General features: G+C 64.9%; 14 protein-coding genes. 10 read left to right on the forward strand and 4 right to left on the reverse strand.

Annotated features, from left to right (window positions below):
• The first annotated feature begins 260 nt into the window (after nucleotides 1–260).
• Complete coding sequence (locus FFS09_RS11720; protein ID WP_137919058.1) at nucleotides 261–590, forward strand: ComEA family DNA-binding protein; 330 nt, start codon at nucleotides 261–263, stop codon at nucleotides 588–590.
• A gap of 103 nt (nucleotides 591–693) precedes the next feature.
• On the opposite strand, the gene FFS09_RS11725 is transcribed toward FFS09_RS11720, so the two are convergent.
• Both FFS09_RS11725 and FFS09_RS11730 read right to left on the reverse strand, forming a co-directional pair.
• The gene (locus FFS09_RS11725; protein ID WP_137919059.1) at nucleotides 694–1,758 is read right to left on the reverse strand and encodes a porin; all 1,065 of its coding nucleotides are present in this window, start codon (nucleotides 1,756–1,758) and stop codon (nucleotides 694–696) included.
• 261 nt (nucleotides 1,759–2,019) lie between these two features.
• Complete coding sequence (locus tag FFS09_RS11730; protein WP_171019988.1) at nucleotides 2,020–2,973, reverse strand: porin; 954 nt, start codon at nucleotides 2,971–2,973, stop codon at nucleotides 2,020–2,022.
• A 285-nt stretch (nucleotides 2,974–3,258) separates the two neighbouring features.
• Between FFS09_RS11730 and coq7 the strand changes: the two genes are divergently transcribed.
• Nucleotides 3,259–3,921, forward strand: coding sequence for a 2-polyprenyl-3-methyl-6-methoxy-1,4-benzoquinone monooxygenase (coq7, locus tag FFS09_RS11735; RefSeq protein ID WP_137919061.1), 663 nt, complete (start codon nucleotides 3,259–3,261; stop codon nucleotides 3,919–3,921).
• 21 nt (nucleotides 3,922–3,942) lie between these two features.
• Here coq7 and FFS09_RS11740 read toward each other — a convergent pair whose 3' ends face one another.
• Entirely contained in the window at nucleotides 3,943–4,392 is a 450-nt protein-coding gene (locus tag FFS09_RS11740; protein ID WP_137919062.1) for an OsmC family protein, read from the reverse strand.
• A 285-nt stretch (nucleotides 4,393–4,677) separates the two neighbouring features.
• On the opposite strand from FFS09_RS11740, the gene ilvA reads away from it, so the two are divergent.
• Both ilvA and FFS09_RS11750 read left to right on the forward strand, forming a co-directional pair.
• A complete protein-coding gene (ilvA, locus tag FFS09_RS11745) occupies nucleotides 4,678–6,222 on the forward strand; it encodes a threonine ammonia-lyase, biosynthetic (RefSeq protein ID WP_137919159.1) in 1,545 nt (514 codons plus the stop codon).
• A gap of 9 nt (nucleotides 6,223–6,231) precedes the next feature.
• The gene (locus FFS09_RS11750) at nucleotides 6,232–7,341 is read left to right on the forward strand and encodes a nicotinate-nucleotide--dimethylbenzimidazole phosphoribosyltransferase (RefSeq protein ID WP_137919063.1); all 1,110 of its coding nucleotides are present in this window, start codon (nucleotides 6,232–6,234) and stop codon (nucleotides 7,339–7,341) included.
• A gap of 67 nt (nucleotides 7,342–7,408) precedes the next feature.
• Here FFS09_RS11750 and FFS09_RS11755 read toward each other — a convergent pair whose 3' ends face one another.
• On the reverse strand, nucleotides 7,409–7,915 hold the full coding sequence (locus FFS09_RS11755; RefSeq protein WP_252374334.1) for a type II secretion system protein N: 507 nt from the start codon (nucleotides 7,913–7,915) through the stop codon (nucleotides 7,409–7,411).
• A gap of 78 nt (nucleotides 7,916–7,993) precedes the next feature.
• On the opposite strand from FFS09_RS11755, the gene gspG reads away from it, so the two are divergent.
• The 6 genes from gspG (at nucleotide 7,994) to gspL (ending at nucleotide 12,492) form a co-directional block, all read left to right on the forward strand.
• Nucleotides 7,994–8,446 (forward strand): type II secretion system major pseudopilin GspG, encoded by a 453-nt coding sequence (gspG, locus tag FFS09_RS11760; protein ID WP_137919064.1) that lies wholly within the window; start codon nucleotides 7,994–7,996, stop codon nucleotides 8,444–8,446.
• A gap of 116 nt (nucleotides 8,447–8,562) precedes the next feature.
• Entirely contained in the window at nucleotides 8,563–9,015 is a 453-nt protein-coding gene (locus tag FFS09_RS11765; RefSeq protein ID WP_137919065.1) for a prepilin-type N-terminal cleavage/methylation domain-containing protein, read from the forward strand.
• A complete protein-coding gene (gene gspI / locus FFS09_RS11770) occupies nucleotides 9,012–9,383 on the forward strand; it encodes a type II secretion system minor pseudopilin GspI (RefSeq protein ID WP_137919066.1) in 372 nt (123 codons plus the stop codon). The genes FFS09_RS11765 and gspI overlap by 4 nt, the downstream gene beginning before the upstream one ends.
• A 2-nt stretch (nucleotides 9,384–9,385) precedes the next feature.
• On the forward strand, nucleotides 9,386–10,120 hold the full coding sequence (locus tag FFS09_RS11775) for a PulJ/GspJ family protein (protein ID WP_137919067.1): 735 nt from the start codon (nucleotides 9,386–9,388) through the stop codon (nucleotides 10,118–10,120).
• Nucleotides 10,117–11,103, forward strand: coding sequence for a type II secretion system minor pseudopilin GspK (gene gspK / locus FFS09_RS11780; RefSeq protein ID WP_252374335.1), 987 nt, complete (start codon nucleotides 10,117–10,119; stop codon nucleotides 11,101–11,103). Before FFS09_RS11775 ends, gspK begins: the two co-directional genes overlap by 4 nt.
• Before the next feature lie 81 nt (nucleotides 11,104–11,184).
• Nucleotides 11,185–12,492, forward strand: coding sequence for a type II secretion system protein GspL (gene gspL / locus FFS09_RS11785; protein ID WP_137919068.1), 1,308 nt, complete (start codon nucleotides 11,185–11,187; stop codon nucleotides 12,490–12,492).
• Nucleotides 12,493–12,496: the final 4 nt, after the last annotated feature.

The raw sequence follows: 12,496 nt of genomic DNA on the forward strand, positions 1-12,496 counted from the left end.
GCCCCCGACGGCCATCCCGCACACCCAAGCAATGTCGCGGCGGCGAAAACCATACCCACCAGCGAGACTGCGTTTCTCTTCCAATCCACAAAACACCCAGATAAGTCAAATGGCAATAAAACCAAAACTTTCATTGCCGAATTTAATAAAAGTAAATTCTTTAGGTTTAAATTCATGCTTGAAGCCGTTGGTTGGCTTCAACCATGGGAATGCTGCGAACGGGCACCCCATGGCATCACAAACGTTAAACGGAGGAATCCATGTTCAAAAAATCGATTGCTTGCTTGCTGTCACTTTTCGCCGCCGCCAGTTTCGCGGCTGTCGACATCAACACCGCCACGGTGGCCGATCTTGACAGTATCAAAGGCATCGGACCCGGCACATCCGCCAAGATCCTGGAGGAACGCAAAGCCTCGCCCTTCAAGAACTGGGACGACCTGATCCAGAGGGTACCGGGGATCGGGGGTAAACGCGCCGTCAAGCTGTCGTCGGAAGGCTTGACCGTGAATGGCGACACGTTCAAGGCTGGCATGAAGCCTGTGGCCGAGAAGAAGGCCACGGACAAAAAAGCCACCGCTCCCACCAAGTAAGTAGCGGTCATCGATTCGCTTCAGCGAATCGCCAACAAAAAACCCACCGTGTTGCCACGGTGGGTTTTTTTCGAATCTCTAGCTGAAAAATTCAGCCGTCGATTTAGAACGAGTGCTGCAGACCCAGAGCGAAACCGGTGTTCTTGATGTAGTCGCTGGTCGCGGCGTCAGAGAACTTGTTGTGGTTCAACGAGGCATACGTGAACGTGCGCTTGGACAGGCTGTACTTGGCCAGGACCGAGTAGCCCTTTGCCTTGCCAATGTCCGTGCCATTGAATTCAAGCTTGGACTGTGCATAGCCGACACCCACCGCCAGAGCGCTGGTCAGAGGGAAGTCAGCACCGATGTTGAACTCTTTGGCTTTCGCCTCAGCGCCAGGGACCGCATCAGAGGTGCCCTTGACGTGGTTGATGCCAGCAATCAGCTTGACAACACCCAGGTCGTAGGAACCGTTGAGCAAGGTGTAGGTGCGCTTGCTGGGAGACAGACCGACCAGACCGGAAACATCGTCAAAGATGGTCGAAGCACTGTTGTCGCGCTCGCCCTGGTGGGCGAAGCCCACCACGAGTGGGCCGTTGGCGTAGTTCAGGCTGAACGACGTCAAGCTTGAACGGCTGTTTGCTGCGGTTTCGTCTTCGCCCAATGCGTAGGCAACCGCAGCAGAGAAACCACCGAAGCTAGGGGTGTTGTAGCGAATGCCGTTGGAGGTGCGATCGTAGTAGCCCACCCAGGTGCGGAACGATGCAGCGCTGTTGGCGTTGAACGTATCGTTCGCCATGGCGCGCGTGTCGTCGTAAGGCGTCCATGCACGGCCCAATTGCACTTCACCAAAACCACCCGACAGACCCACCCACGATTGGCGGTTGAAGGCAGTGCCGACTTGTTGCGAAGTACCGTTGTCAGCGTTGAAGCCTTGCTCCAGCTGGAAATTGGCCTTCAAACCGCCACCCAGATCTTCCGTGCCCTTGAGGCCGAAACGGCTGGTGGAGAAGTTGCCGCTGTCCAGGGACGTAACGCGCTGGGAGGCGGTCACGCCACCAAGCGAAGTGGAGGTCTTGTTCGAGCCGATGGAGGCATCAATCAAACCATACAGAGTCACGCTGGACTGCGCTTGAGCGACACCGGCCACAGAGCCGAGAACGGCCAAAGCGATCAGGGATTTTTTCATGGTTACTTCCTTAAGAATATTGCGGTGACACACCACAAGTTAGAAAAAACTGACTTATGGATGTTAGGGGGAAAGCCCACCGGTCCTAGGGTAAGCCCTGCAAAACGGGGCAAGTTCTGCACTTTTCGTTGCCCTGCTGCAACAACCAGATGCCACCTCTGAGGCCATCGACCTACAACATTCCACAGAAAAAAGCCGCCTGTTCTCGCGAACAGGCGGCTTTGCCGCTGATCAAGATGCTGGCACTAGGCCAGCAAACGATCAGAAGTTGTGGGCCAGACCCACGCCCCAGCCGGTGATGGCCTTGTCAGCTGGCGAGCCGTTAAAGCCCACTTGAGCATTCTTCTTGCGGCCCAGGTTCACGTAAGCCGTGGTGCGCTTGCTCAGGAAGTACTTGTAGCCGCCGTGAATCACGCGGGTGGTGCCAGCACCAGCTTCGCTAGCGTCAACGGAAGCCCACAGTTCGCCAGGGCCCACAGGAGCGGTCACACCCAACGCCCAGTCGTTGTCGCCATTGGATGCGACGTTGGCGCGATCGTTGTACGAGAAGAGCAACTTGGCCACGCCGAAGTTGTACGAAGCGGCGAACAGACGCAGGGAGGTCATGCCCGGCTCCACTTGGCCCACGTTCTTCGAGTAAGCGAAGTTCACAGCCACAGGGCCGTTGGCGTAGGACACGCCGAAAGCGCGGTGTGCGTTAACACCAGCAGCTTCGGAAGGAGCGTACGAAATCTGGCCGCTGAAACCACCGAAGGTCGGGGTCTGGTACAGCACTTGGTTGTCAACGTACACGGCGTTGGTGAACAGGGTGTTGTTACGCGTGCTGTAGCCGGTCACACCCTTGGTGCTGTTGGCGGTCAGTGCGTAGAAGAAGGTGGGGTTGAACGAACGACCCAGCTTCAGGGTACCAAAGCCACCTTGCAGGCCCACGAACATGTCGTTGTTGCCCAGCACGTTGCCGGCGGTGGTGCCATTGCTGGCGTCAAAGGAGGTCGACACCTTGAAGATGGCCTTCAAACCGCCACCCAGATCTTCCGTGCCGGAAATGGTCCAGTTGCTGGTGCCCAGACGGCTGGACGTCATTTCCAGAGGACTCACGCGGCCACCACGGTCTTCGAGGCCGACGTCAACGGTACCGCTCAGGGTCACGGAGGATTGTGCGAATGCGGCGCTGGTGGCTGCCACGGCGGCCAGAGCGATCAGGGTCTTTTTCATGGAAGGTTTCTCCAAGGGTTTAAAAAGGGCCGGGGGTCTTTGCCACCGAGCCAACCTCCATTCAGGAAGCTGCGCCAATTGCATCAGAAAGTTTCCCGAGGCGCCATGTTGGTATGCTCATTTGCGCCGTTACAACGGTGCATCCGTTGCACCGTTGCCACGAAGCTGGTGTTTACCCGGACGTCCAGACGACCCACAGGACCGGCCGAACCGATTCATCGCGGTCCATCCGAACCGTGGCAGCATGGGCGCACCACTGCACATTCCACTGGAACCCTCAACACCATGCGCACCCCCACCGATGCCCTGCTGATCACCGCCGATGCGGCGTTGCGCACCCTGTTCGTGACCCCACGGGCTTCACGCGAGTGCCCCACGCTGCCAGAGCGCGCCACGGATTCCGAACTCGACGCGACGGAGCGAGAACTCTCGGGCGCACTCATGCGTGTGAACCACGTGGGCGAGGTTTGCGCGCAGGCGCTCTACACCGCGCAGGCGCTGGCGGCCCGCTGGCCGCGTGGCTCGGGAAAAAGGCCAGACGAAGCGCTGGCCCTGCAGCTGGAGGCGGCCGGACGGGAGGAGACCGATCACCTGGCCTGGACCGAGGCGCGTCTCGAAGAGCTCGGTGCGCGTCCCTCGCTGCTCAATCCGCTCTGGTATGCCGGTGCGTTTGGCCTGGGCCTGCTCGCCGGACGCATGGGGACGGGCGTGAGCCTGGGTTTTGTGGTGGAAACCGAGCGCCAGGTGGAGGCGCACCTCGCCAGCCACATGGACCGCCTTCCCGCCACGGACCAAGCGTCCCGGGCGATCGTGGCGCAGATGAAGGATGACGAGGCGCGCCATGCACGCGAGGCCGAACATGCCGGCGCGGTGGCGTTGCCGTGGCCAGCGAAGGCGCTGATGCGAGCCGCCGCGAAAGTGATGACGACGGTGGCACACCGGATCTGAACGGCGCGCCCCGCAAGAACCTCAAGCCTCCAGCAAATCGAAGCTGGTGGTGATCTCCGCAGTCTTGCCCAACATGATGCTGGCCGAGCAGTATTTGTCGTGGCTCATGGCGATGGCGCGCTCGACGGCCAGGTTCGGGATGCCCTTGCCGCTGACGCTGAAGTGCATGTGGATCTTGGTGAACACTTTCGGGTCGGTTTCAGCGCGCTCGGTGGTGAGTTTGACCGAACAGCCCCGAACATCATGCCGGCCGCGCTTGAGGATGAGCACCACGTCGTAAGCGGTGCAGCCGCCCGTGCCTGCCAGCACGGTCTCCATGGGACGAGGCGCCAGGTTGGCACCGCCATTCTCGGGCTTGGCGGCGTCGGGCGCGCCATCCATGGCAATCACATGGCCCGTGCCGGTCTCGGCAGTGAAGCCCATGTGGGAGCGGGTGCCGGCCGCGCCGGTCCAGGTGACGGTGCATTCCATGGTGTGTCCTGTCGTGAAAGATCCAACGCTATTGGGGAAGGCGCTCTAAAAATCATAGAAATGCGGCTTACATTGTTGCAATGCAGCATAAGCGCGTTATACTGGCGTCATTGTATTTACGGTTGTCTCCTCTACCCTCCACGGGTGGATTTAAGCCCGGTCCGGTTCTGCCAGACCGGGCTTTTTTTCGCCCCGATATGATGTGCGCCGAGGAACCACATGCCATCCACGTCTGCCCGCCCCCCACAACAACGCAATTCACAGAGCGCTTCGCCGCTCACCCTGATGGGGCCCGCAGACTACTTGAAAAAAATTCTGACCGCTCGCGTTTATGACGTGGCGGTGGAATCGGCGCTGGAAACCGCGACCGACCTCAGCCGCAGGCTGCGCAACACAGTGTTGCTCAAGCGCGAAGACCAGCAGCCGGTGTTCAGCTTCAAGTTGCGCGGCGCTTATAACAAGATGGCCCACCTGTCGCCCGAGCAGTTGAAAAAGGGCGTGATCTGCGCCTCCGCCGGTAACCACGCCCAGGGTGTGGCGCTCGGGGCGCGCAAGTTGGGCACGCGCGCCGTGATCGTGATGCCGACCACCACGCCCCAGGTGAAGATCGATGCGGTGCGTGGCTTTGGCGGTGAAGTCGTGCTGCACGGCGACAGCTACTCCGATGCGTACACACATTCGCTGACCCTGCAAAAGAAGCAGGGGCTCACCTTCGTGCACCCATTCGACGACCCGGACGTGATCGCGGGCCAGGGCACGATCGCCATGGAAATCCTGCGCCAGCTGCAAAGCCTGGGCTCCGACCACCTCGACGCGGTGTTCGTGGCCATCGGCGGCGGCGGCCTGATTTCCGGCGTGGCCAACTACATCAAGGCCGTGCGACCCGAAATCAAGGTCATCGGGGTGCAGATGAACGATTCGGACGCCATGCTCCAGTCGGTTCAGGGTGGGCAACGCGTGACGCTGCCCGATGTCGGCCTGTTCGCGGACGGCACCGCCGTCAAGCTGGTGGGCGAGGAAACCTTCCGCATCGCCCGCGACCTGGTCGACGGCTTCATCACCGTGGACACGGATGCCGTGTGCGCCGCCATCAAGGACGTGTTCGTGGACACGCGCAGCATCGTCGAACCCTCCGGGGCGCTGGCGGTGGCGGCCATCAAGCAGTACGTTGCGACGCACAAGACGCGCGGCGAGACCTACGCGGCCATTCTGTGTGGCGCCAACATGAACTTCGACCGGCTGCGTTTCGTGGCCGAGCGCGCCGAAGTGGGCGAAGAGCGCGAGGCGTTGTTTGCGGTCACGATCCCCGAAGAACGCGGTAGTTTCCGGCGCTTCTGCGAGGTGATCGGCGAGCTGCCGGGCGGCGCGCGCAACGTGACCGAGTTCAATTACCGCATCCACGACGGCAGCCAGGCCCATGTGTTCGTCGGCCTCACCACCCACGGCAAAGGCGAGTCAACCAAGATCGCTGCGACCCTCATCAAGCACGGCTTTGAAACGCTGGACCTGACGCACGACGAGCTGGCCAAGGAGCACATCCGGCACATGGTGGGGGGGCATTCGCCGCTCGCGCACGACGAGCGCCTGCTGCGTTTTGTGTTCCCGGAGCGTCCGGGCGCACTGCTGAAGTTCCTGAATCTGCTGCGCCCGGGCTGGAACATCAGCCTGTTCCACTACCGCAACCAGGGCGCGGACTACGGCCGCATCCTGGTCGGCCTTCAGGTGCCACAGAAGGACCACAAGGCATTCGACAAATTCCTGAACGCACTGGGTTATCCATATGTCGAGGAAACAGGCAATCCGGTATACCGTCTGTTCCTGAAAAGTTGACCCTGCGCCATGGCACTTGATCCCGTCTTCGAACCGATCACCCGTCGAACCATCGAGCTGCCAGTCGCGCTGCCCACGGGGCTCAAGCTGCCCCACATCGCCCCCACCAGCGACACGATGCTGGACCACACCGTGCGCCGGCGGCTCACGCCCGCGGGCTTTCCGGAGAATGTGCTGGGCCGCATGGAGCCGCTGGTGCTGCAGCTCGCGCGCATCCAGCATGGGAGCCCGCTAGCGTTCGATCTGCTGGCCTTTGACTCGCCGCAACTGGTCGTGTTCGCCGCCGACCACGGCATCGCCGACGAAGGCATGTCCGAGCTCGCTCAGTCCATGACCTGCGAGCATGTGATGCAGCTGCTGCTGGGGGCTGCACCGGTGAGCGCACTGGCGCAGCTGCATGGCTTTGACGTGACGGTCGTGGACGCCGGCGTGGCCTCACACGTCACCCTGCCCGAGGACGCGCGGCGCAAGGCGCCGCTGTTGTTGCGAAAGATCGGCTACGGCACCCGCAACCTGATGATCGGGCCAGCGATGTCCCAGATCCAGGCCATCTCGGCACTGCATGCCGGCATGGACGTGGTACGGCATCTGCCGGGCAATGTGATCGCACTGGGCGACGAAGGCGTGGCGAACACAGTGAGTGCCTCGCTGTTGCTGTCCCGCCTGTGCGGGGTGCCGCTGGCCGATGCCTGTGGACGCGACGATTTTCAAGGCGAAAGCCTGAGCGACAGCGAGCTCCAGCAGCGGCTGGAAAAGCTGTCGGCCGGGGCAAGTCGCCACCGCAAGGCCCTGGGGCCGTTGGACGCGCTGGCCGCGCTGGGCGGATTCGAGATCGCGATGATGGCGGGCGCCATGCTGCAAGCCGCCAGTGAACGGCGCGTGGTGCTGGTGGACGGCTATGTGGCAAGCGCAGCGGCGCTGGTGGCTCGCGGTCTGGTCCCAGCGACCGCCGACTACCTGGTGTTCAGCCACCGCTCAGCGGAGTCAGGCCATCGTCTGATGTTGATTCACTTGCAAGCGCAGCCGCTGCTGGACCTGGGCGTGCGCCTGGCGCAGGGCACCGGTGCCTTGATGGCTTGGCCGCTGTTGCTGACCGCACAGGCCTTGCTGGAGCGCTGAGGCTTCAGCCCGCTCGCGTTGGTGGCCGCCGCTGGCGTCGATCCAGCCAACCTCTCCACTCAAGCGCTCAGGATCGCTCCGCCAGCTCGGGCAGCGTCAACTCCACCGTGGTGGGTGCTCCCAGCGCAGGGCCCAACCGCACCGTGCGCCGCGTGACGGCTTGCAGCACGAGGCCACCATCCAGTGGTGCGCCAACACGGTAGGGCCTGGGCGGTTGGCCATCCACGGCGATCAGCGCAGCGCCATCTTGCGCACCCACCGCCACAACGCCCAACAAGTTGTAGCGTGGCGGCGCGGCAGGGGCCGCGTTGGACGCGGTGTTTGCCGGCAACGCACCCAATGTGCGGGCCACCGCCGCGGCATCGGCGGTTACCTGCACGGGCGCCACGCCCGAGACCGGCGTGACAGGTGATTGGCCCCAGGCCAACAACACCCAGTACCCCGCGCTCAGTCCCGCGGCCAGCCACAGCAGCCCGGCCGCCAGCGTCGGTGCACGCCCCCCTGCCGTCAGCAGCGCGGCCGGGCTTTCCATGAGAAAGCCAGAATGTCCGAACGCAGGAACCTTCTTTTTCATGCGCGCATTATGATCGACCACCGTGTTTTTCGGCCTTCTCTTCAAGGCCATTTCGGGCCCCTGTCCGCGGGAGATTGAATGCCACACCTGACCACCCCCCTGCCCTCCCGAACCCTGCGCGCCCTGCGGCGCGGCTTCACCCTGATCGAGCTCATGGTGGTGCTGGTCATCATCGGCGTGCTCGCCGCGCTGATCGTGCCCAACGTGCTCGATCGCGCCGACGACGCACGCGTGACCGCCGCCAAGACCGACGTCAACAACCTCATGCAGGCGCTCAAGCTGTACCGGCTCGACAACCAGCGCTACCCCACGGGTGAACAGGGGCTCAATGCGCTGGTGGCCAAGCCATCGGCCGGGCCAACGCCACCCAACTGGCGCCCGTACCTGGACAAGCTGCCGGCCGACCCGTGGGGCCGTCCGTATCAGTACATCAACCCCGGCCTCAAGGGTGAAGTGGACGTGCTCTCGCTCGGCGCCGATGGGCAAGCCGGCGGCGAAGGCAAAGAAGCCGACATTGGCAGCTGGCAGTGAACATGGCGCCCCCACGCTCCACCGCTGCGCGGGTCGCTGCCCCCCAAGGGGGCTGGGCCTGCCTTGGGGGCGGCCCGGCGGCCGGCCCGGTGTTGCGCGCTGCGTGAAGCCATCCCATGCGCAGCAAAACCCTCGGCTTCACGCTGCTCGAGCTGATGGTGGTGCTGGTGATCGTGGCACTGGCCACCGCCGGTGTGAGCATGGCCATGCGCGACACCGACGCCACACGGCTGGAGCGAGAAGGCCTGCGGCTGTCGGCGCTGCTCGAATCGGCGCGCGCGCAGTCGCGCACCAGCGGCCTGCCCGTGGTGTGGCGCGGCGTACCGCAGGGTTTTGAATTCATTGGTCTGCCCCAGCAGGGCAGCCGTGGCACGTCGACCGGACCGCGCCCCTGGCTGAGCCAGGACACCCAGGCGCTGGTGATCCAGCCGCCCGGGGCCCAGTCCCTGGTCCTCGGGCCAGAGCCCCTCATCCCGGCCCAGCGCCTCGTGCTGGCGCAAGGCGAGCGCAGGATCACGCTGGGCACGGACGGCCTCTCACCGTTCACCGTGCTCAGCCCCGCACCATGAAACGCCTCTCACGCGGATTCACCTTGATCGAGGTGTTGGTGGCGCTCGCCGTGGTGGCCATCACGCTGTCGACCGGCCTGCAGGCCACGGGTGCGCTCACGCGCGCGGCGGGACGGCAAAGCGACCAATGGCTGGCGCAGCTCTGCGCCGAAAATGAACTCACGCGGCTGCGGCTGCTGCGCCAGTTGCCCGGTACCGGCGAGAGCGATGCCGCCTGCGCGCAGGCCGGGCGCGAGATGCAGGTGCACCTGTCGGTGTTGCCCACGCCGAACCCGAACTTCCGGCGCGTGGATGCGGTGGTGGAAGCCGCGGTGGATGGCACGCGGGTGCGTCTGTTGACCCTGTCAACCATCATGGGCCGCTACTGAGCATGAAGAGCGCGCGCGGCTTCACCCTCATCGAGTTGCTGGTGGCGATCGTGGTCATGTCCATGCTCGCGCTGTTGAGCTGGCGTTCGCTCGACGGCATGACGCGCACGCAAACCCTCACCCAGCAGCGCGCCGACGATCTTCTGCGCATGCAGGCGGCCATGGGCCAATGGGCGACCGATCTGGACGCGCTGATCGACACCGGGGAGGTGAATCCACTCGATTTCAATGGCCAGGTGCTGCGCATGACGCGGCGCGACAGCGGCGAAACCGGCCTGGACAGCCGCGGCATCCGCGTCGTCGCCTGGACACGCCTGACCGGTGTGGCGCTCGCGGGCCTGCCCGTCATCTCTTCGAGCAGTAGCGCCAGCGGCCAGTGGGTGCGCTGGCAATCGGGACCCTTGCTGCGGCGCGACGAGCTGGCGCGCGCCTGGCAGCGGGCGGCCGAATGGGGCCGCGGCGCCTTGCCCTCGCAAACGGGCAATCCCGGCACCGACAGCGCCATTGCCCTGCTGGGCATCGACAACTGGCAGCTCTTCTACCACCGCGGCGAAACCTGGGGCAACCCGCAGTCTTCCACCGGCAACGAGGAGCCGGTGGGGGGCGTCGAGACCACGCCCACGGGCAGCGGCATGCCCAACGGCGTGCGCCTGGAACTGGTGCTGGGTACGGGCGAAGGCCTCAACGGCAGCCTGGTGCGCGACTGGGTGCGCCCCACGCTGGAGGCGGGCCGGTGAAACACAAACGCCCCCCCGCGGCGCGCCAACGCGGCGCGGCGCTGTTGCTCGCCATGCTGGTCGTCACGCTGGTGGCCACGCTGGCCGCCGCCGCGCTCTGGCAACAGTGGCGCGCCGCCGAGGTGGAGCAGGCGGAGCGGCAACGCATGCAGGCCGGCTGGATCCTCACCGGCGCGCTCGACTGGGCGCGCCTGATCCTGCGCGAGGACGCGCGCGACAACCAGACCAGCGGCAACGCCGACCACCTGGGCGAACCCTGGGCCACGCCGCTCGAAGAGGCGCGCCTCTCCAGCTTTCTGGCCGCCGACAAGAACAACAACACCGACGACATGCGCGAAGCCTTCCTCTCCGGCGAGGTGATCGACATGCAATCGCGCATGAACTTCCTCAACATCGTGCGCACCGTGGGAAGCGGCGCGCAGGCCAAGGTGGAGCTGTCCGAGGCCGACATGCGCAGCTTCAGCAAGTTGTACGAACTGCTGGGCCTGCCGACCTCGGAACTCAATGCCGCCGCCAACGAGTTGCGCACATCCATGAGCCTGGCGCTGAACGACCCACTGCCTTCGCGCACCGCCCTGGTTCCGAAGAAGTTTTCGCAGCTGGCCTGGCTGGGCATCGGCCGTGCCAGCCTGGCCGTGCTGGAGATGCATGTGGCCGTGCTGCCCGCCCGCACCACGCTCAACCTCAACACCGCCAGCGCACAAGCGCTCTCGGCCAGCGTGCCCGACCTGGACCTGGCGCAGGCGCGCCAACTCATCGCCATGCGCGGGCGCGAGCCCTTCAAGAGCCTGGCCGACGTGACCACCGCCTTGCCCGACCTGAAGGCCCAGCTGTCCGATCTCTACCACGGTGTGCGCAGCAACCACTTCGAGGTGCGCGGGCGCCTGCGGCTGGACAACACCATCATCGAAGAGCGTTCGCTGGTGGTGCGCAACAACCTGGACGTGCGCGTGAACTGGCGCGAGCGCTTCGCCAGGCCCTGAAACATGCATGGTCGCTGACACATACAGTAACTAGAATGGTGCACTCTTGCCCCAGCAACCCTTTCGCATGACTGGATCACTGTGCTGATCGTCGCCCCTTCGGACTTTTCCGCCGCGCCGGCCGCAGGGCCCACCGCCCTGTTCGACTGGGCGACATCCAGCAATGGCCAGCAGATCACCGGCCATGGCCAGTGTGCTGCCTCGCTGCTGCCGCGCGACGACGACGTGGTGCTGGTGCTGCCGCCGCGCTCGGTGTCGTGGCACCGCGTGTCCCTGCCCAAGGTCGCCCAGGCCCGTCTGCGTGCCGCGCTCGACGGCCTGCTGGAAGACCGCCTGCTGGCCGACACGGCCGACCTGCACTTTGCCCTGGAGCCCGGCGGCCGCTCGGGCCAGACGGTCTGGGTTGCGGCATGCGACCGTGTCTGGCTGCGTGGCTGGCTGCAAGTCCTTGAATCCGCCAGCCGCCCGGTGGGGCGCATTGCGCCCGCTCTGTGGCCGCTGGTGCCCGCCGAAGCGCCGGGGGCCACGCCGGGCGCTTCGCGCAGCTTCGGGTTGGACGTGCCCTCCAACGTGCACTGGGCGTACAACGAAAACGGCCAGATCTGGCTGGGCAGCGCGGGCTTGCTCGGCGTGAGCTGCGCGCCCGTGCGCGAGACGCCCATGGGCAACGGCACGGCCGCCGACATGGTGGTCACCGCCCTCATGCCCCCGGCCAGCGATGCGCCGGGCGCGCCTGGTGAGTTCGACGTCTGGCTCGCCGATCCCTCGGTGGCGCAACAGGCCGAACAGGTGCTGCAACAGCGTTTCGAACTGGTGGCCCAGCCGGCCTGGCTGCTGCGTTGCGCCCAGTCCGACTGGAACCTGGCGCAGTTCGACCTGAGCCTGTCGGCCGGCGCACGGCGCGGCCAGCGGCTCAAGCGCAGTTTTCGGCAATGGCGCAATGCCCCGGCGTGGCGGCCGGCGCGCTGGGGCTTTGCCGCCCTGGTCGGCGTGCAACTCGTGGGCTTGAACGCCGCCGCCTGGCACGAACGCAGCACGCTCAACGACAAACAGCAGGCCATCGTGCAGACGCTGCAGAAGAGCTTTCCGCAGGTCACGGTGGTGCTCGACGCACCGGTGCAGATGCAGCGCGAGGTCGCGCGCCTGCAGGCGGCCAGCGGCGCACTGTCGGCGGGTGACCTCGAAACCCTGCTCGCCGCCATCGACCAGGCCGCGGCGGGCGACGCCCTGACGCCCTCGGTCATCGCCTACAACACCGGCGAAGGCCGCTTCTCGGGCTGGCGCGCCAGCGAAGAACAACTGCGCGCGCTGCAACAGACGCTGGAACAAAGCGGCTGGCGCGCGCGCTTCGATGGCAGCGAGCTGGCCCTTCGGCCGCCGGAACTCTGAACCG

The sequence above is a fragment of the Hydrogenophaga sp. 2FB genome, assembly GCF_005503365.1.
Lineage (GTDB): Bacteria > Pseudomonadota > Gammaproteobacteria > Burkholderiales > Burkholderiaceae_C > Hydrogenophaga.

What these genes read in the sequence shown, in the direction of transcription:
- FFS09_RS11720 (WP_137919058.1), top strand. Translation starts at nt 261, where the DNA reads ATGTTCAAAAAATCGATTGCTTGCTTGCTGTCACTTTTCGCCGCCGCC.
- FFS09_RS11725 (WP_137919059.1), bottom strand. Translation starts at nt 1,758, where the DNA reads ATGAAAAAATCCCTGATCGCTTTGGCCGTTCTCGGCTCTGTGGCCGGT.
- FFS09_RS11730 (WP_171019988.1), bottom strand. Translation starts at nt 2,973, where the DNA reads ATGAAAAAGACCCTGATCGCTCTGGCCGCCGTGGCAGCCACCAGCGCC.
- coq7 (WP_137919061.1), top strand. Translation starts at nt 3,259, where the DNA reads ATGCGCACCCCCACCGATGCCCTGCTGATCACCGCCGATGCGGCGTTG.
- FFS09_RS11740 (WP_137919062.1), bottom strand. Translation starts at nt 4,392, where the DNA reads ATGGAATGCACCGTCACCTGGACCGGCGCGGCCGGCACCCGCTCCCAC.
- ilvA (WP_137919159.1), top strand. Translation starts at nt 4,678, where the DNA reads ATGGGGCCCGCAGACTACTTGAAAAAAATTCTGACCGCTCGCGTTTAT.
- FFS09_RS11750 (WP_137919063.1), top strand. Translation starts at nt 6,232, where the DNA reads ATGGCACTTGATCCCGTCTTCGAACCGATCACCCGTCGAACCATCGAG.
- FFS09_RS11755 (WP_252374334.1), bottom strand. Translation starts at nt 7,915, where the DNA reads ATGAAAAAGAAGGTTCCTGCGTTCGGACATTCTGGCTTTCTCATGGAA.
- gspG (WP_137919064.1), top strand. Translation starts at nt 7,994, where the DNA reads ATGCCACACCTGACCACCCCCCTGCCCTCCCGAACCCTGCGCGCCCTG.
- FFS09_RS11765 (WP_137919065.1), top strand. Translation starts at nt 8,563, where the DNA reads ATGCGCAGCAAAACCCTCGGCTTCACGCTGCTCGAGCTGATGGTGGTG.
- gspI (WP_137919066.1), top strand. Translation starts at nt 9,012, where the DNA reads ATGAAACGCCTCTCACGCGGATTCACCTTGATCGAGGTGTTGGTGGCG.
- FFS09_RS11775 (WP_137919067.1), top strand. Translation starts at nt 9,386, where the DNA reads ATGAAGAGCGCGCGCGGCTTCACCCTCATCGAGTTGCTGGTGGCGATC.